Here is a 17,867-nt window from a genome sequence, read left to right on the forward strand (position 1 = left end):
GATTACTGCCCGCTTTGCTCATCCAGGACAACCTGATACAGCGCTTCATTGGTGCTGGCGCTACGCAGTTTCTTACGTACTTCTTCACGGTCGAGCATGCTGGCGATCTGCCGGAGCAGTTCCAGGTGCGCATCGGTAGCGGCCTCCGGGACCAGCAGGACAAACAGCAGGTCAACCGGGGCGCCATCGATGGCGTCGAAATCAGTGGGGGCGTCCAGGTGTAACAGGGCGCTTACCGGAGTTTCACAGCCTTTGAGGCGGCAATGAGGAATAGCGATGCCGTTGCCAAAACCGGTCGAGCCGAGTTTTTCACGGGCAATCAGAGCCTCGTACACGTCTTGCATCACCAGTTCAGGCACTTCGCGGCTGATCAGGTTGGCAATCTGTTCGAGGGCTTTCTTTTTACTGCCGCCCGGCGCGTTCACGAGGGAACGGCCGGGGGTCAGGATGGTTTCAAGTCGAATCATGGGTGGGGAGTGTTAGCGGCCTGTGCCTTGAAGAAGGCTCTGCTGCTTTTCCTTATGCTTTTTGATTTGGCGATCCAGCTTGTCGGTCAGGTCGTCAATAGCGGCATACATATCTGCATGCTCTGCATTGGCGACTACTTCCCCGCCGGGTATACGCAAGGTGGCTTCGATTTTCTGCTTCAGCTTTTCGACAGACATGATGACTTGCACATTGGTGATCTTGTCGAAATGCCCCTCAATTCGTTTGAGTTTCTCGCTGATGTAGGCGCGCAGCGGTTCGGTCACTTCCAGTTGGTGTCCACTGATGTTGACTTGCATACAGCTTCTCCTTCGTTGCCAGTGCATAAAGCGGCGGGTAGGAATACCCGCCACTGGAACGCTGTGGCCCGCCCGTCACATCAACCGCTTACGCTCGCTGGAAGGCGCGATCCCAAGGGACTCGCGGTACTTGGCGACGGTTCGACGGGCGACCTGAATGCCTTGTGCCTCCAGTAAACCAGCGATCTTGCTGTCACTCAACGGCTTTTTCTGATTTTCCGCGGCAACCAGTTTTTTGATGATCGCGCGGATCGCCGTGGACGAGCATTCGCCGCCTTCGGAGGTGCTGACGTGGCTGGAGAAAAAGTATTTCAGCTCATATATACCCCGTGGGGTATGCATGAATTTCTGGGTGGTTACCCGGGAAATGGTCGACTCATGCATGCCAACGGCTTCGGCAATATCATGCAGTACCAACGGCTTCATCGCCTCGTCGCCGTACTCCAGGAAGCCGCGCTGATGCTCGACGATCTGGGTGGCTACCTTCATCAGGGTCTCGTTGCGGCTTTGCAGGCTCTTGATGAACCAGCGCGCTTCCTGCAACTGGTTGCGCATGAAGGTGTTGTCGGCACTGGTATCGGCCCGGCGCACGAACCCGGCGTATTGCGGGTTGACCCGCAGGCGTGGCACCGATTCCTGGTTCAGTTCCACCAGCCAGCGCTCGTTGTCCTTGCGCACGATCACGTCAGGCACGACATATTCGGCTTCGCTGGACTCGATCTGCGAGCCGGGGCGCGGGTTGAGGCTCTGTACCAGCTCGATGATCTGGCGCAGGTCATCTTCCTTGAGCTTCATCCGGCGCATCAACTGGCTGTAGTCGCGGCTGCCCAGCAGGTCGATGTAGTCGGTGACCAGGCGTTGGGCCTCGGTCAGCCACGGGGTCTTGGCGGGTAGCTGGCGCAGTTGCAGCAACAGGCACTCGCTGAGATTGCGCGCGCCAATGCCGGCAGGCTCGAACTGCTGGATGCGGTGCAGCACCGCTTCGATTTCGTCCAGCTCGATGTCCAGTTCCGGGTCGAAGGCCTCGAGGATTTCCTCAAGGGTCTCGTCCAGGTAGCCCTGATTATTGATGCAATCGATCAGGGTCACGGCGATCAGGCGATCGGTGTCGGACATCGGGGCAAGGTTCAGTTGCCACAGCAGATGGCTCTGCAGACTCTCGCCAACGGAGGTGCGGGTGGTGAAGTCCCACTCGTCATCGTCGTTGCTGGGCAGGCTGCTGGCGCTGGTCTGGTAGACATCTTCCCAGGCCGTGTCCACGGGCAGTTCATTGGGAATGCGTTCGTTCCATTCGCCTTCTTCCAGGTTATCCACCGTGGGGGCGGCTTCCTGGTAGGACGGTTCCTGGACGTCGGGATTGGGTTTTTGCTCTATGTTGTCGGCCAGTGGGTCGGCATTATCGAAGTCGTCGCCTTCTTCCTGGCGTTCGAGCATCGGGTTGGACTCCAGGGCCTCCTGGATTTCCTGTTGCAGGTCCAGGGTCGACAATTGGAGCAGGCGGATGGCCTGTTGCAGCTGCGGTGTCATCGTCAGCTGCTGGCCCATTCTCAGGACTAGCGATGGTTTCATGGCAGGGGCTTAACACCTTATTCGCCGGCGCAATGCGCCATCCACGACAGGGCGCGTGAGCGCCAAACATAAGCAAATTATATGCCTGATATCGGGGGCTTTGCCTAGAGCGCGGTAACAATAAAAATAATGAGGTTTTTATTGACTCCCGCGCCCGATGGCGAATGTCCTGACATCACAGTGGTTACAGGCGGAACTCGTGCCCCAGATACACTTCCTTGACCAGTTCGTTGGCCAGGATGGTGGCGGAGTCGCCTTCGGCAATCAGTTGGCCGTCGTTTACGATGTAGGCGGTTTCACAGATATCCAGGGTCTCACGCACGTTGTGGTCGGTGATCAGCACGCCGATCCCCTTGGCCTTGAGGTGATGGATGATCTGCTTGATGTCGCCTACCGAAATCGGGTCGACACCGGCGAAGGGTTCGTCCAGCAGGATGAACTTCGGTGCAGTGGCCAGGGCGCGGGCGATTTCCACGCGGCGACGTTCGCCGCCGGACAGGCTCATGCCGAGGTTGTCGCGAATGTGGTTGATGTGGAACTCCTGCAGCAGGCTTTCCAGCTCCTGGCGGCGCCCATCGCGATCCAGTTCCTTGCGGGTCTCAAGGATCGCCATGATGTTGTCGGACACTGACAGTTTGCGGAAGATCGACGCCTCCTGGGGGAGATAGCCGATACCGGCCCGTGCACGACCGTGCATTGGCTGGTGGCTCACGTCCAGGTCATCGATCAATACACGGCCCTGGTCTGCCTGGACCAGGCCGACAATCATGTAGAAACAGGTGGTCTTGCCGGCACCGTTGGGGCCAAGCAGGCCGACGATCTGGCCGCTGTCGATCGACAGGCTGACGTCGCGCACGACCTGACGGCTTTTATAGGCCTTGGCCAGATGCTGGGCTTTCAGGGTTGCCATTACTGGGCCTTCTTCTTCGGCTGGATAACCATGTCAATGCGCGGACGTGGCGCGGTGACCTTGGTGCCATTGGCGCGGCCAGCAGTGGCGACCTGCTTGACGGTGTCGTAGACAATTTTCTCGCCTTCGGTCGAGTTACCGTCGCTGCTGATCACTTTGGCGCGGTCAGTCAGTACGATGCGGTTCTGCGGCGCGTGGTACTGGATGGTTACGCCGTAGCCTTTGATCGGGCCTGGATCGGCGGCGTTTTGTTTCTGTTCGAAATAGGCAAGGTTGCCCACCGAGGTCACGACGTCGATGTCGCCGGCCGGGGTGCGGGTCAGGGTGACGGTATTGCCGGTAATCTTCATCGAACCTTGAGTGATGATTACGTCGCCCTTGTAGGTCGCGATACCTTGCTTGTCATCCAGTTGCGCATCGTCAGCCTGAATGTGGATCGGTTGCTGGCTATCGTTCGGCAGAGCCCAGGCGCTCACGCTTCCCAGTGCTGCGCCCAGACCGAGCAAAATAGGGAGGGTTTTAACGAGCCTCATACTGTCCTCTTACGTTCGATAGCAGGTGTATCCTGCTTTCTTTCAAATACGCTTTCATTCCCTTGCCAGTCGATACACCGCCAGCGCCGTCGATTCTAACGTCTTGCTCGGTCTGCGCATATTGCTTCTGTGGGAATACGGTCATGCGACTGCTGGTAATGATGGTGTCGCGGTTCTGGGCGTCAGTACGCGCAACGCGCACCGAGTCGATCAGTTCCACTTCGGTACCGTCCGGGTTGACCTCGCCACGCTTGCTGGTGACGTGCCACGGGAATTCGGTGCCGCGATACAGATTCAGGTCCGGATTGGTCAGCAATGTGACCTCCGAAGCCTTCAAGTGTTCGACCTTGTCCGACGTCATTTCGTACTGCACCTTGCCGTCAGGCAGGAACTGCACGCTGTAGGCGTTGGTGGCGTAATAGTCGATGGCGCCCTGGTCGGCCTGCACGACAGGCTGATCGAGGAAGCGCTCCGGGCTGATATTCCAGTAGCCCACCGCGAGGAACAGTGCGGCAATGGCTCCGAATATCAGGAAGTTGCGAATCTTTTTGCTCAGCATAGAAGGCTCTATAGGTAGGCGGCGTGGGCCGCTTCAAGGCTGCCCTGGGCGCGCAGGATCAGCTCGCAGAACTCGCGGGCGGCACCTTCGCCGCCACGGGCCTGGGTAATGCCGTGGGCGTGTTCGCGAACAAACGATGCGGCATTGGCCACGGCCATGCCCAGGCCCACGCGCCGGATCACCGGCAGGTCAGGCAAGTCATCGCCCAGATAGGCGACTTGCTCATAGCTTAGGTTGAGTTTGCCAAGAAGCTCATCCAGAACCACCAGTTTATCCTCGCGGCCCTGATAGAGGTAAGGAATCCCCAGGTTTTGTGCGCGGCGTTCCACGACCGGGGTCTTGCGACCACTGATAATCGCAGTCTGCACGCCAGAGGCCATCAGCATCTTGATGCCCTGGCCGTCCAGCGTATTGAACGTCTTGAATTCGCTGCCATCTTCGAGGAAGTACAGGCGGCCGTCAGTCAGTACGCCGTCGACGTCGAAAATCGCCAGCTTGATGGCCTTGCCCCGTTGCAACAGGTCGGTGTTCATTTACATCACTCCTGCGCGCAGCAAATCGTGCATATTCAGGGCGCCAATCGGATGATCGGCATCGTCGACCACCACCAGGGCGCCGATTTTGTGGTCTTCCATGATCTTCAGGGCTTCGGCGGCGAGCATTTCGGCGCGGGCGGTCTTGCCATGAGGGGTCATGACCTGATCGATGGTCGCGGTATGGATATCAATGGCGCGATCCAGGGTGCGGCGCAGGTCGCCGTCGGTGAAGACCCCGGCCAGGCGGCCGTCGGCCTCCAGAATCACGGTCATGCCCAGGCCCTTGCGGGTCATTTCCATCAGCGCGTCCTTGAGCAGGGTGCCGCGCTGTACCTGGGGCAGTTCGTCGCCGGCATGCATCACATTTTCCACTTTCAGCAACAGGCGACGGCCAAGGGCGCCACCTGGGTGGGAAAAGGCGAAGTCTTCGGCGGTAAAGCCGCGGGCTTCCAGCAGGGCCACGGCCAGCGCGTCGCCCATGACCAGGGCGGCGGTGGTGGAAGAGGTCGGCGCCAGGTTGAGCGGGCAGGCCTCGTGGGCCACATGCACGTTCAGGTTCACTTCGGCGGCCTTGGCCAGCGTCGAGTCCGGGTTGCCGGTCATGCTGATCAGCTTGATGCCCAGGCGTTTGATCAGCGGCAGCAGGGTCACGATTTCGTTGGTGGTGCCGGAGTTGGACAGGGCCACAATCACGTCATCACGGGTGATCATGCCCATGTCGCCATGGCTGGCTTCGGCCGGGTGCACGAAAAACGCCGTGGTGCCGGTGCTGGCCAGGGTGGCGGCAATCTTGTTGCCGACATGGCCAGACTTGCCCATGCCGACCACGACAACCCGGCCTTTGCTGGCCAGGATCATCTCGCAGGCGCGTACGAAATCTGCGTCGATATGGGCCAGCAAGCCTTCTACGGCTTCAAGCTCGAGGCGGATGGTGCGTTGTGCGGATTGAATAAGGTCGCTGGATTGGCTCATGTCTGAAATCGTATAGCCTGACGAAAAGTCGGCGATTATAGCGGTAATGAACAATTCCCTCACGCAAGTTCGTCAGGGTTTGTTCGCCTCGGATGTGAGAACACTCTCAAATACGCGTTTACCTGTCATGTTTCTGAACAAGCGCTGCTGCGGCCTTGGGCGCTTTATGTCAGCAGTGATATAGTTCGCCGCCAGTTCGGTCCGCGCAGCTCACATGTGTCTAACTGTCGCAAGCAGTTGTCCCAAACGTGGTGTCTGAGTGAGAAGCTGCATCCCAAGGAGTTTAGATGAGTGCCGATAACGCCTACGCGGTCGAGCTGAAGGGCCTTTCCTTCAAGCGCGGTACGCGCAGCATCTTCAATAATGTCGATATTCGCATTCCCCGCGGCAAGGTGACGGGCATCATGGGGCCGTCCGGTTGCGGCAAGACGACCCTGCTGCGCCTGATGGGCATGCAGCTGCGTCCCACTGCCGGCGAAGTCTGGGTCAATGGCCAGAACCTGCCGACCCTGTCGCGCAGCGACCTGTTCGATGCGCGCAAGCACATGGGAGTGCTGTTCCAGAGCGGTGCTCTGTTCACCGATCTTGATGTTTTCGAAAACGTCGCGTTCCCGCTGCGGGTGCATACCCAGCTGTCCGAAGAAATGATTCGTGACATCGTGCTGTTGAAACTGCAGGCCGTAGGGCTTCGCGGTGCCATCGACTTGATGCCTGACGAGCTTTCCGGCGGTATGAAACGACGTGTAGCCCTGGCACGGGCGATTGCTCTCGACCCGCAGATCCTGATGTATGACGAGCCGTTTGTCGGTCAGGACCCTATCGCCATGGGCGTACTGGTGCGCCTGATCCGCCTGCTCAACGATGCGCTGGGCATCACCAGCATCGTGGTTTCCCATGACCTGGCCGAAACCGCGAGCATCGCCGACTATCTCTATGTCGTCGGCGATGGCCAGGTATTGGGGCAGGGCACGCCTGAAGAGCTGATGAATGCTGATAACCCGCGCATCCGCCAATTCATGACCGGCGATCCTGATGGCCCGGTGCCTTTTCATTTTCCGGCAGCGGACTACCGCTCAGATCTTCTGGGGAAGCGCTGATGCGCAAGACATCTTTAATCGAGAAGGTTCGCCTTTTCGGTCGCTCGGGCATCGACATCGTCGAAGTGCTCGGGCGTTCGACGATTTTCCTGTTTCACGCCTTGCTTGGCCGCGGCGGCATCGGCGGCGGTTTTGGCTTGCTGCTCAAGCAGTTGCATTCGGTTGGCGTGATGTCCCTGGTGATCATCGTGGTCTCCGGGGTGTTCATCGGCATGGTGCTGGCGTTGCAGGGGTTCAATATCCTGTCCAGCTACGGTTCAGAGCAGGCGGTAGGGCAGATGGTTGCGCTGACGCTACTGCGTGAACTGGGGCCGGTAGTCACAGCATTGCTGTTTGCCGGGCGCGCCGGTTCTGCCTTGACTGCCGAGATCGGTAATATGAAGGCCACCGAGCAGCTGTCCAGCCTGGAAATGATCGGCGTGGACCCGCTCAAGTACATTGTTGCCCCGCGCCTGTGGGCCGGCTTCATCTCCTTGCCACTGCTGGCGATGATTTTCAGCGTGGTCGGGATCTGGGGCGGTTCCTGGGTGGCGGTGGACTGGCTGGGAGTCTACGACGGCTCCTACTGGGCCAATATGCAAAACAGCGTGACCTTCAGCGGTGACGTGCTCAATGGCATTATCAAGAGCATCGTCTTCGCCTTTGTCGTGACTTGGATCGCCGTATTCCAAGGCTATGACTGTGAGCCCACTTCAGAAGGGATCAGTCGAGCCACCACCAAGACCGTTGTGTACGCCTCGCTGGCGGTACTGGGCCTTGACTTCATTTTGACCGCCTTGATGTTTGGAGATTTCTGATGCAAAACCGCACTGTGGAAATCGGTGTCGGCCTTTTCTTGCTGGCTGGCATCCTGGCTTTACTGTTGCTCGCCCTGCGAGTCAGCGGCTTGTCGGCCAGCCCGGCCGCCGATACCTATAAACTTTACGCCTACTTCGACAATATCGCCGGTTTGACGGTCAGAGCTAAAGTGACCATGGCCGGTGTGACCATCGGCAAGGTCACGGCAATCGATCTGGACCGCGACAGCTTCACCGGCCGAGTGACCCTGCAACTGGACAAGAAGGTAGATAACCTGCCGACTGACTCCACGGCGTCTATCCTCACGGCGGGTCTGCTGGGCGAAAAGTACATCGGTATCAGCGTGGGCGGGGAAGAAGCCTTGCTCAAGGATGGTTCGACCATTCATGACACACAGTCGTCGCTGGTATTGGAGGACCTGATCGGTAAATTCCTGCTTAATACGGTTAGTAAAGACGCCAAATGAGGAGTTTGTTCATGATCTCTACCTTGCGACGTGGCCTGTTGGTGCTGTTGGCAGCCTTGCCATTGATGGCTAACGCCGTGGCGGCGCCGTCGGCGCACGACATTATTGATAGAACCACCAAGGAGTTGCTGGCTGACCTTGCGGCAAACAAGGAGCAGTACAAGCAGAGCCCAAGCGCGTTCTACGATGCCCTCAACGGGATTGTGGGGCCAGTGGTCGACGCAGATGGCATCTCCCGCAGCATCATGACCGTCAAGTACTCGCGCAAGGCCACGCCTGCGCAGATGCTGCGCTTCGAGGAAAACTTCAAGCGCAGCCTGATGCAGTTCTACGGCAACGCCCTGCTGGAATACAACAACCAGGGCATCGTCGTTTCCCCGGCCAAGGATGAGTCCGGTGACCGCACCAGCGTGGATATGCAGGTCAAGGGCAACAATGGCTCGATCTATCCGGTTTCCTACACCCTTGCGAAAATCAACGGTGAGTGGAAAGTGCGTAACGTGATCATCAATGGCATCAACATTGGCAAGCTGTTCCGTGACCAGTTCGCCGATGCCATGCAGCGCAATGGCAACGACCTGGACAAGACCATCAATGGTTGGGCTGGCGAAGTGGCCAAGGCCAAGGAAGTGACCGAAGAAGCCGCAGAGAAGCAGGCCCCATGACCGAGTCGGCTGTTCGTCAAGGCCAGGCCGGCGAGCTGCTCCTCAGCGGCGTGCTCGACTACAGCACCGGGCCGGCCCTGCGCAAGCAGGGCCAGGCGTTGATCAATGCCAGCACCGCGCAGGCATTGGTTATCGATTGCTCGGCGGTGGTGAAGTCCAGCAGTGTTGGCTTGTCATTGCTCCTGTGTTTCCTACGTGACGCCGCAGCGGTCAATAAACCTGTCAGTATTCGCGCATTACCCGAGGATATGCGTGAAATTGCCCAGGTTAGCGGTTTGACCGAGCTGTTGGCGCATTCTTAATACACATTATTGAAGAAGCCCCCCGTCAGAGTCCTGCTATGCGGGGTTCGCAGGCGCGGGGCTTTTTTGTATGATGTGCGACCCGCGCGCACTGGGCGCCGATAGAGGTTGAGCATGCAGGCCCTAGAAGTTAAAAGCTTCCTTGAAGGAAAGCTGCCGAATACTGAGGTTGCAGTTGAAGGCGAAGGCTGCAATTTCCAGCTGAACGTGATTAGCGATGAACTGGCGGCATTGAGCCCGGTCAAGCGTCAGCAGCAGATCTATGCCCATTTGAACCCGTGGATCACCGATGGCAGCATCCATGCGGTCACTATGAAATTTTTCAGCCGCGCGGCCTGGGCCGAGCGCACCTGAGCCCCCAAGGCGTCGAGATTCTTATGGATAAATTGATTATTACCGGCGGTGCCCGTCTTGATGGCGAAATCCGTATCTCCGGGGCTAAAAACTCGGCCTTGCCGATCCTGGCCGCTACCTTGCTGTGCGATGGCCCGGTTACCGTAGCCAACCTGCCACACCTGCACGACATCACCACCATGATCGAGCTGTTCGGTCGCATGGGCATTGAGCCGGTGATCGACGAGAAGCTGTCGGTCGAAATCGACCCGCGCACCATCAAGACCCTGATCGCACCGTACGAATTGGTGAAAACCATGCGTGCCTCGATCCTGGTACTGGGCCCGATGGTTGCCCGTTTCGGCGAAGCCGAAGTGGCACTGCCTGGCGGTTGCGCCATCGGCTCGCGTCCGGTCGACCTGCACATCCGTGGCCTTGAGGCCATGGGCGCGACCATCGACGTCGAAGGCGGCTACATCAAGGCCAAGGCGCCGGAAGGCGGCCTGCGTGGCGCCAACTTCTTCTTTGATACCGTCAGCGTGACCGGTACCGAGAACATCATGATGGCTGCGGCCCTGGCCAATGGCCGTAGTGTCCTGCAGAACGCCGCGCGTGAGCCGGAAGTGGTCGACCTGGCCAACTTCCTGATCGCCATGGGTGCCAACATCACCGGCGCCGGCACCGACACCATCACCATCGACGGTGTGAAGCGCCTGCACTCGGCGACCTACAAAGTGATGCCGGACCGTATCGAGACCGGTACCTACCTGGTTGCTGCTGCCGTCACCGGTGGTCGCGTCAAGGTCAAGGACACCGATCCGACCATCCTTGAAGCGGTCCTGGAAAAACTGCGCGAAGCGGGTGCCGAAATCACCACCGGCGAAGACTGGATCGAGCTGAACATGCACGGCAAGCGGCCTAAAGCCGTCAACGTGCGTACCGCTCCGTACCCGGCCTTCCCGACCGACATGCAGGCGCAGTTCATCTCCTTGAACGCGATTGCCGAAGGCACCGGTGCGGTGATCGAGACCATTTTCGAAAACCGCTTCATGCACGTGTATGAATTGCACCGCATGGGCGCCAAGATCCAGGTCGAAGGCAACACTGCCATCGTTACCGGTATCGAGCAGCTCAAGGGCGCGCCAGTAATGGCCACCGACCTGCGGGCTTCGGCCAGCCTGGTGATCTCGGCGCTGTGCGCTGACGGCGACACCCTGATCGATCGCATCTACCACATAGACCGTGGCTACGAGTGCATCGAAGAAAAACTGCAGATGCTCGGCGCAAAAATCCGCCGCGTACCGGGCTAGTCCCAGCTGCACTGTAGGCGCGAGCTTGCTCGCGAAAAACGTCAACGATAACGCGTTTATCCAGAATCAACGTGGTGTCCTTGAGTTCTTCGCGAGCCAACCCGCTCCTACAAACACTGGTTTGTTTCAAATCGAGGCTGTCATGGCCTCGATCTGTGTCTGGCGCCGTTTGCGACCGGACAGCAATAGCCTGATGAAGGACTGACGTTTCCCATGTTGACCATCGCACTGTCCAAGGGCCGCATCCTTGACGATACATTGCCGCTTCTGGCTGAAGCGGGCATCGTGCCGACCGAGAATCCGGACAAGAGCCGCAAGCTGATCATCCCCACGACCCAGGACGACGTTCGCCTGTTGATCGTGCGTGCTACCGACGTGCCGACCTATGTTGAACATGGCGCCGCCGACCTCGGTGTCGCCGGTAAGGACGTGCTGATGGAATACGGTGGTCAGGGCCTGTACGAGCCGCTGGACCTGCGTATTGCCCTGTGCAAGCTGATGACCGCCGGCCGTGTCGGTGACGTCGAGCCCAAGGGCCGCCTGCGGGTAGCCACCAAGTTCGTCAACGTCGCCAAGCGTTATTACGCCGAGCAAGGCCGTCAGGTCGATATCATCAAGCTCTACGGCTCGATGGAGCTGGCGCCGCTGATTGGCCTGGCCGACAAGATCATCGACGTGGTCGACACCGGCAACACCCTGCGCGCCAATGGCCTGGAACCCCAGGACTTTATCGCCGACATCAGCTCCCGCCTGATCGTCAACAAAGCTTCGATGAAAATGCAGCACGCCCGTATCCAGGCGTTGATCGACACCCTGCGCAAGGCAGTGGAGTCTCGACACCGCGGTTGACTCACCTGCGCGGCCTTAGGTCGCGCCCGTCTATCCGCCTCATAGCCAGAATTCTCGGGTGCCCAAGCGGAAACGACTGCTAGTTTAGGGCGCCTGAGTTTTTGCCAATTCTATTGAGGCCCTCGCTATGACCACGTCCACTGCAATTGCCCGACTCAACGCTGCCGACCCGGATTTCGCCCATCATCTGGATCATCTGCTGAGCTGGGAAAGTGTGTCCGACGACTCGGTCAACCAGCGGGTTCTCGACATCATCAAGGCTGTGCGCGAGCGCGGCGATGCGGCGCTGGTGGACTTTACCCGGCAGTTCGACGGCCTGGACGTCAAGTCCATGGCCGACCTGATCCTGCCCCGCGAACGCCTGGAGCTGGCCCTGACGCGCATCACTGCGCCCCAGCGTGAAGCCCTGGAAGTCGCGGCAGCGCGGGTGCGCAGCTACCACGAAAAACAGAAGCAGGACTCCTGGAGCTACACCGAGGCTGATGGCACGGTGCTGGGGCAGAAAGTCACGCCCCTGGACCGCGCCGGCCTGTACGTGCCGGGTGGCAAGGCTTCTTATCCGTCATCGGTCTTGATGAATGCCATCCCCGCCAAGGTTGCCGGCGTGACCGAAGTGGTCATGGTGGTCCCGACCCCGCGCGGTGAAATCAACGAACTGGTGCTGGCCGCGGCCTGCATTGCCGGGGTTGATCGTGTGTTCACCATCGGCGGTGCCCAGGCAGTCGCCGCGTTGGCCTACGGCACCGAAAGTGTGCCGAAGGTGGACAAGGTGGTCGGCCCCGGCAATATCTACGTGGCCACCGCCAAACGCCACGTGTTTGGCCAGGTCGGTATCGACATGATTGCCGGCCCGTCGGAAATCCTCGTGGTGTGCGACGGCCAGACCGACCCGGACTGGATCGCCATGGACCTGTTCTCCCAGGCCGAACACGACGAAGACGCCCAGGCGATCCTGGTCAGCCCCGACGCCGAGTTCCTCGACAAGGTGGCGGCCAGCATCAATAAACTGCTGCCGACCATGGAACGTGCCGAGATTATCGAGAAGTCGATCAATGGCCGTGGCGCACTGATCCTGGTGCAGGACATGGAGCAGGCCATCGAAGTGGCCAACCGCATCGCTCCCGAGCACTTGGAGCTGTCCGTGGCCGACCCACAAGCCTGGCTGCCGTCGATTCGCCACGCCGGGGCGATCTTCATGGGCCGCCACACCAGTGAGGCCCTGGGTGACTACTGCGCGGGTCCCAACCACGTATTGCCAACGTCCGGTACCGCGCGTTTCTCGTCGCCGCTGGGGGTGTATGACTTCCAGAAGCGCTCGTCGATCATTTTCTGCTCGCCCCAGGGCGCTTCCGAGCTGGGCAAGACTGCCTCGGTGCTGGCCCGTGGCGAATCGTTGAGCGCACACGCCCGTAGCGCCGAATACCGCATCGTCAAGGGAGAGTAAGGCATGAGCAAATTCTGGAGCCCCTTCGTCAAGAACCTGGTGCCTTACGTGCCCGGCGAGCAGCCGAAGCTGACCAAGCTGGTCAAGCTCAACACCAACGAAAACCCTTATGGGCCATCGCCCAAGGCGCTGGCAGCCATGCAGGCCGAGCTGAACGACAACCTGCGTTTGTACCCCGACCCCAACAGCGACCTGCTCAAGCAGGCCGTGGCCAAGTATTACGGGGTCGATGCGAGCAAGGTCTTCCTCGGCAATGGTTCCGATGAAGTCCTGGCGCACATCTTCCACGGCCTGTTCCAGCACGACTTGCCGCTGCTGTTTCCGGATATCAGCTACAGCTTTTATCCAGTCTACTGCGGGCTGTACGGCATCAAGTCCGACCCGGTGCCGCTGGACGAGCAGTTCCAGATCCGCGTGGCGGACTACGCCAAGCCCAATGGCGGCATCATCTTCCCCAACCCGAACGCGCCGACCGGCTGCGTGCTGGCGCTGGATGCGGTGGAGCAGTTGCTCAAGGCCAGCCCGGATTCGGTGGTGGTGGTCGATGAAGCCTATATCGACTTCGGTGGCGAAACCGCCATCAGCCTGGTGGACCGTTATCCCAACCTGCTGGTCACCCAGACCCTCTCCAAATCGCGCTCACTGGCCGGTTTGCGCGTAGGCCTGGCGGTGGGCCATCCGGACCTGATAGAAGCGCTGGAGCGGGTCAAGAACAGCTTCAACTCCTATCCGCTGGATCGCCTGGCGATTGTTGGCGCGGCGGCGGCCTTTGAAGATCGTGAATACTTCGAGAAGACCTGCCAGTTGGTCATCGACAGTCGCGAGAAGGTGGTTGCGCAGTTGCAGGGTAAAGGCTTTGAAGTGCTGCCTTCGGCGGCCAACTTCATTTTTGCCCGCCACCCACGGCACGACGCCGCCGGCCTGGCGGCCAAGCTGCGCGAGCAAGGGGTGATCGTGCGGCACTTCAAGCAGGAGCGGATTGCCCAGTTCCTGCGGATCAGCATCGGCACGCCAGAGCAGAACCAGGCGCTGGTCGATGGCTTGGGCGATCTTTAAGGCTTAAACCTGTATTGGCTGCCCTGGCCTCATCGCGGGCAAGCCCGGCTCCCACACACAAATGCATTGCAATGTGGGAGCCGGGCTTGCCCGCGATGAGGCCATCAGCAACACCGACAATCCGTAGCCTTTAGAGCAGCGGCTCGTCCGGCTTCTTGTGCTTCCAGCCGTCATTGCCCGGCAGCAGCAGGTTCAAGCCAATCGCTACCACCGCACACAGGGCGATGCCCTTGAGGCCGAAATCGTCCGGACCGGTGCCGGTGCCGATCAGCACACCGCCAATCCCGAATACCAGGGTCACCGACACAATCACCAGATTGCGTGCTTCCCCCAGGTCGATCTGGTGACGGATCAGGGTATTCATCCCCACCGCGGCAATCGAGCCGAACAACAGGCACAGAATCCCGCCCATCACAGGCACCGGAATGCTCTGCAGCAGCGCGCCGAACTTGCCGACAAAGGCCAGGGTGATGGCAAATACCGCCGCCCAGGTCATGATCTTCGGGTTGTAGTTCTTGGTCAGCATCACCGCGCCGGTCACTTCGGCGTAGGTGGTGTTGGGCGGGCCGCCGAACAGGCCGGCAGTGGTGGTGGCGATGCCGTCGCCCAATAGCGTGCGATGCAGGCCGGGCTTTTTCAGGTAATCGCGACCGGTCACGCTACCCACGGCAATCACGCCGCCGATGTGTTCGATAGCGGGTGCCAGGGCCACCGGCACGATAAACAGGATCGCCTGCCAGTTGAATTCCGGCGCGGTGAAGTGGGGCAGGGCGAGCCATGGCGCGGCGGCGATCTTCGCGGTGTCGACCACGCCAAAGTAGAACGACATGCCAAAACCCACCAATACCCCGGCAATGATCGGCACCAGGCGGAAAATGCCCTTGCCGAACACGGCCACGATCAGTGTGGTCAGCAGCGCTGGCATCGAGATCATCATGGCCGTCTGGTAATGGATCAGCTCGGCACCGTCACCGCTCTTGCCCATTGCCATATTGGCGGCAATCGGTGCCATGGCCAGGCCAATGGAGATGATCACCGGCCCGATGACCACGGGCGGCAGCAGCCGGTCGATAAAACCGGTGCCCTTGATCTTCACGGCCAGGCCGAGAAAGGTGTAGACGAAACCCGCTGCCATCACGCCGCCCATGGTCGCCGCGAGGCCGAACTGGCCCTTGGCGAGAATGATCGGGGTGATAAAGGCAAAGCTCGATGCCAGGAACACCGGCACTTGGCGCCCTGTCACGATCTGGAACAGCAACGTGCCCAGGCCTGCGGTAAACAGTGCAACGTTTGGATCAAGACCTGTGATCAGTGGCATCAACACCAACGCGCCAAATGCTACGAAGAGCATCTGTGCGCCAGACAGGATCTGGCGCCAAAGCGGGTCGTTGAATTCATCCTGCATGTTCACGCGTCCTTCTGCTTGGTGCCGAAGATTTTATCGCCCGCATCGCCCAGGCCCGGAATGATGTAGCCGTGTTCGTTCAGGCGTTCATCGATGGACGCGGTGTAAATCACCACATCCGGGTGCGCTTTTTCTACGGCGGCGATACCTTCGGGCGCAGCCACCAGCACCATGGCGCGGATGTCCTTGCAGCCGGCTTTCTTCAGTAGGTCAATGGTGGCGACCATGGAACTGCCGGTGGCCAGCATCGGGTCGATGATCATCGCCAGGCGCTCGTCGATTTCCGGGACGAGTTTTTCCAGGTAGGTGTGGGCCTGCAGGGTTTCTTCGTTGCGGGCGACGCCCACAGCGCTGACCTTGGCGCCTGGGATCAGGCTCAGCACGCCTTCGAGCATGCCGATACCGGCGCGCAGGATCGGCACCACGGTAATTTTCTTGCCGGCGATTTTCTCGACCTGGACGGGACCGCACCAACCGGGGATCTCGTAGTTTTCCAGGGGTAAATCTTTCGTGGCTTCGTAGGTGAGCAACGCTCCGACTTCCTGAGCAAGCTCACGGAAGTTCTTCGTGCTAATGTCGGCGCGGCGCATAAGGCCGAGCTTGTGTCGGATCAGCGGGTGGCGGATCTCACGGATGGGCATGGGGAAAGGCTCCGGCGGCGGGCAAAAAAACCGGCCTAGATTAATCTATCCGAGGGTGTTGTCCTATAGACAACAAGTACGTTAGTCCATAAAGGCTTGAACGTTGCGTCCCAGAGGCGTACCTTCGCCCGCTTTTCTTGCCACAGTACCCCTGGAGAGCGCCATGTCCGCTGATCTCGACCATATCCGTCAAATCATGCGCGAGGCTGACTGCCTGTACACCGAAGCACAAGTCGAAGAGGCTATCGCCAAGGTCGGCGCGCACATCACCCGCGAAATGGCCGACACCAACCCGGTGGTGTTCTGTGTGATGAACGGTGGTCTGATTTTCGCCGGCAAATTGCTGACTCATCTGCAATTCCCCCTGGAAGCGTCCTACCTGCACGCCACGCGCTATCGCAATGAAACCAGCGGCGGCGACCTGTTCTGGAAGGCCAAGCCGGAAGTGTCGTTCATCGACCGCGACGTATTGATCATCGACGACATCCTCGACGAGGGTCACACCCTGGGCGCGATCATCGACTTCTGCAAACACGCCGGCGCGCGCAAAGTGCACACCGCGGTGCTGATCGACAAGGACCACGACCGCAAGGCCCGCCCGGACCTGAAGGCCGATTACGTTGGCCTGCCGTGCATCGACCGCTACATTTTCGGTTATGGCATGGACTACAAGGGCTACTGGCGCAATGCCAATGGCATCTTTGCTGTGAAAGGGATGTAAGCCATGGCGCGTTTTCTTGATCAATCGCTGTTTGCCGAATTGGCCGAGAAAGCCGCCGCCAACCCCCGGGGCCGGCAGAACGTCAACTTCCATCAGATGGAAGAGCCGTGCCATCGCATGGCTGTCGGTTTGCAGCCACACACCTACGTGCAACCTCATCGTCACCTCACCGCTGACAAGGCCGAGACCTTGCTGGTGCTCAAGGGGCGCCTGGGCATTCTGATCTTCAGCGAGTCAGGCGAAGTCCTGGAGCGGCGCGTCCTGCAGGCGGGTGGCGATTGCCAGGGCGTTGATCTGTCGCCCGGCGTTTTCCACGGCCTGGTGGTGCTTGAGCCCGACTCGGTGATGTTCGAGTGCAAGGCTGGCCCCTATCGCCCGGTGGGCGAAGGCGAACTGGCCACCTGGGCACCCCGGGAAGGCGAAGCCGGTATGGCTGAGTATCATCGCTGGATGCTGGCCCAGTTCGATTGAACACTTGCTGTGTAGCAGCCAGTAAGCCGGCTCCTACACAAGCGTGTGTCCCGCAGGTAGACTTCGTACCCCCGTGTAAATGTCTGCAGGCTGGAGTCGGCAATGCGTAAAGATAAGAAACAAGTGATTGGTGACGAGATCGGCGACGATCAGATCAAGCTGTTCCTGGATTTTGAACCGGTCGACGCCACTTCACCTTCCCTGCACAAACTGATCAAAGCCTATCGCGGCTTGCGCATCGACGATTTCGGGCGTTTCCTGACCTTTTTCAAGGAGGCCGGCCTGGACCTCGATGGCAAGGACGAGCACGGCCAGACCTTCGTCGACCTGATCAAGGACCAGCGCAATGCGGACGAGTACATCGAGTTGATCGACCAAGCTCGCGGCTGATTGTCCAAGGCATAAAAAAACGCCCCGCTCTCATCACGAGAGCGGGGCGTTTTTT

At 59.6% G+C, this 17,867-nt stretch carries 23 protein-coding genes; 13 read left to right on the forward strand and 10 right to left on the reverse strand.

What is annotated here, in order from left to right; translation table 11 throughout:
- Positions 1-2: 2 nt before the first annotated feature.
- The 8 genes from ptsN to HKK57_RS14595 form a co-directional block, all read right to left on the reverse strand.
- Positions 3-467, reverse strand: coding sequence for a PTS IIA-like nitrogen regulatory protein PtsN (ptsN, locus tag HKK57_RS14560; protein WP_029291796.1), 465 nt, complete (start codon positions 465-467; stop codon positions 3-5).
- Positions 468-479: 12 nt separating this feature from the next.
- On the reverse strand, positions 480-785 hold the full coding sequence (gene hpf, locus HKK57_RS14565) for a ribosome hibernation-promoting factor, HPF/YfiA family (protein WP_029291794.1): 306 nt from the start codon (positions 783-785) through the stop codon (positions 480-482).
- 75 nt (positions 786-860) lie between these two features.
- Positions 861-2,354 (reverse strand): RNA polymerase factor sigma-54, encoded by a 1,494-nt coding sequence (locus HKK57_RS14570; RefSeq protein ID WP_029291792.1) that lies wholly within the window; start codon positions 2,352-2,354, stop codon positions 861-863.
- A 184-nt stretch (positions 2,355-2,538) separates the two neighbouring features.
- Positions 2,539-3,264, reverse strand: a complete 726-nt coding sequence (gene lptB / locus HKK57_RS14575) for an LPS export ABC transporter ATP-binding protein (RefSeq protein WP_029291791.1) — start codon at positions 3,262-3,264, stop codon at positions 2,539-2,541.
- Positions 3,264-3,797, reverse strand: coding sequence for a lipopolysaccharide transport periplasmic protein LptA (gene lptA / locus HKK57_RS14580; RefSeq protein ID WP_029291790.1), 534 nt, complete (start codon positions 3,795-3,797; stop codon positions 3,264-3,266). Before lptA ends, lptB begins: the two co-directional genes overlap by 1 nt.
- A complete protein-coding gene (gene lptC / locus HKK57_RS14585) occupies positions 3,784-4,356 on the reverse strand; it encodes an LPS export ABC transporter periplasmic protein LptC (protein WP_029291788.1) in 573 nt (190 codons plus the stop codon). The genes lptA and lptC overlap by 14 nt, the downstream gene beginning before the upstream one ends.
- 8 nt (positions 4,357-4,364) lie before the next feature.
- Positions 4,365-4,889 (reverse strand): KdsC family phosphatase, encoded by a 525-nt coding sequence (locus tag HKK57_RS14590; protein ID WP_029291786.1) that lies wholly within the window; start codon positions 4,887-4,889, stop codon positions 4,365-4,367.
- Positions 4,890-5,864: a KpsF/GutQ family sugar-phosphate isomerase gene (locus tag HKK57_RS14595; protein WP_029291783.1), complete on the reverse strand. Its 975-nt coding sequence runs from the start codon at positions 5,862-5,864 to the stop codon at positions 4,890-4,892.
- A 287-nt stretch (positions 5,865-6,151) separates the two neighbouring features.
- Between HKK57_RS14595 and HKK57_RS14600 the strand changes: the two genes are divergently transcribed.
- From HKK57_RS14600 to hisC, 10 genes are all read left to right on the forward strand, one after another.
- Positions 6,152-6,961, forward strand: a complete 810-nt coding sequence (locus tag HKK57_RS14600) for an ATP-binding cassette domain-containing protein (protein ID WP_029291781.1) — start codon at positions 6,152-6,154, stop codon at positions 6,959-6,961.
- Complete coding sequence (gene mlaE / locus HKK57_RS14605; protein WP_029291779.1) at positions 6,961-7,758, forward strand: lipid asymmetry maintenance ABC transporter permease subunit MlaE; 798 nt, start codon at positions 6,961-6,963, stop codon at positions 7,756-7,758. The genes HKK57_RS14600 and mlaE overlap by 1 nt, the downstream gene beginning before the upstream one ends.
- The gene (gene mlaD, locus HKK57_RS14610; protein WP_029291777.1) at positions 7,758-8,225 is read left to right on the forward strand and encodes an outer membrane lipid asymmetry maintenance protein MlaD; all 468 of its coding nucleotides are present in this window, start codon (positions 7,758-7,760) and stop codon (positions 8,223-8,225) included. The genes mlaE and mlaD overlap by 1 nt, the downstream gene beginning before the upstream one ends.
- A gap of 11 nt (positions 8,226-8,236) precedes the next feature.
- Positions 8,237-8,890 (forward strand): MlaC/ttg2D family ABC transporter substrate-binding protein, encoded by a 654-nt coding sequence (locus HKK57_RS14615; RefSeq protein WP_169390335.1) that lies wholly within the window; start codon positions 8,237-8,239, stop codon positions 8,888-8,890.
- Positions 8,887-9,192 carry an STAS domain-containing protein gene (locus HKK57_RS14620; RefSeq protein WP_169390336.1) on the forward strand — a complete coding sequence of 102 codons (306 nt, stop codon included), beginning with the start codon at positions 8,887-8,889 and terminating at the stop codon, positions 9,190-9,192. Before HKK57_RS14615 ends, HKK57_RS14620 begins: the two co-directional genes overlap by 4 nt.
- Before the next feature lie 114 nt (positions 9,193-9,306).
- Positions 9,307-9,546 (forward strand): BolA family protein, encoded by a 240-nt coding sequence (locus HKK57_RS14625; protein ID WP_010567702.1) that lies wholly within the window; start codon positions 9,307-9,309, stop codon positions 9,544-9,546.
- A gap of 23 nt (positions 9,547-9,569) precedes the next feature.
- Positions 9,570-10,835, forward strand: coding sequence for a UDP-N-acetylglucosamine 1-carboxyvinyltransferase (gene murA, locus HKK57_RS14630; RefSeq protein ID WP_029291769.1), 1,266 nt, complete (start codon positions 9,570-9,572; stop codon positions 10,833-10,835).
- Between the two features lie 213 nt (positions 10,836-11,048).
- Positions 11,049-11,684, forward strand: coding sequence for an ATP phosphoribosyltransferase (gene hisG, locus HKK57_RS14635; RefSeq protein WP_003188599.1), 636 nt, complete (start codon positions 11,049-11,051; stop codon positions 11,682-11,684).
- 127 nt (positions 11,685-11,811) lie between these two features.
- Complete coding sequence (gene hisD / locus HKK57_RS14640; RefSeq protein WP_029291757.1) at positions 11,812-13,128, forward strand: histidinol dehydrogenase; 1,317 nt, start codon at positions 11,812-11,814, stop codon at positions 13,126-13,128.
- A 3-nt stretch (positions 13,129-13,131) separates the two neighbouring features.
- On the forward strand, positions 13,132-14,184 hold the full coding sequence (hisC, locus tag HKK57_RS14645; RefSeq protein WP_070994100.1) for a histidinol-phosphate transaminase: 1,053 nt from the start codon (positions 13,132-13,134) through the stop codon (positions 14,182-14,184).
- 130 nt (positions 14,185-14,314) lie between these two features.
- Here the strand turns inward: hisC and HKK57_RS14650 are convergent, their stop codons facing one another.
- On the reverse strand, positions 14,315-15,589 hold the full coding sequence (locus HKK57_RS14650) for a uracil-xanthine permease family protein (RefSeq protein WP_029291753.1): 1,275 nt from the start codon (positions 15,587-15,589) through the stop codon (positions 14,315-14,317).
- Between the two features lie 2 nt (positions 15,590-15,591).
- The gene (gene upp, locus HKK57_RS14655) at positions 15,592-16,230 is read right to left on the reverse strand and encodes a uracil phosphoribosyltransferase (protein WP_029291751.1); all 639 of its coding nucleotides are present in this window, start codon (positions 16,228-16,230) and stop codon (positions 15,592-15,594) included.
- A 163-nt stretch (positions 16,231-16,393) separates the two neighbouring features.
- On the opposite strand from upp, the gene HKK57_RS14660 reads away from it, so the two are divergent.
- From HKK57_RS14660 to HKK57_RS14670, 3 genes are all read left to right on the forward strand, one after another.
- Positions 16,394-16,951: a hypoxanthine-guanine phosphoribosyltransferase gene (locus HKK57_RS14660; protein WP_029291749.1), complete on the forward strand. Its 558-nt coding sequence runs from the start codon at positions 16,394-16,396 to the stop codon at positions 16,949-16,951.
- Between the two features lie 3 nt (positions 16,952-16,954).
- The gene (locus HKK57_RS14665; protein WP_029291746.1) at positions 16,955-17,422 is read left to right on the forward strand and encodes a WbuC family cupin fold metalloprotein; all 468 of its coding nucleotides are present in this window, start codon (positions 16,955-16,957) and stop codon (positions 17,420-17,422) included.
- A 102-nt stretch (positions 17,423-17,524) separates the two neighbouring features.
- Positions 17,525-17,812, forward strand: coding sequence for a PA4642 family protein (locus tag HKK57_RS14670; RefSeq protein ID WP_070994097.1), 288 nt, complete (start codon positions 17,525-17,527; stop codon positions 17,810-17,812).
- Positions 17,813-17,867 lie beyond the last annotated feature (55 nt).

Source organism: Pseudomonas sp. ADAK21, assembly GCF_012935735.1.
In the GTDB taxonomy this organism is placed as follows: Bacteria; Pseudomonadota; Gammaproteobacteria; order Pseudomonadales; family Pseudomonadaceae; genus Aquipseudomonas; species Aquipseudomonas proteolytica.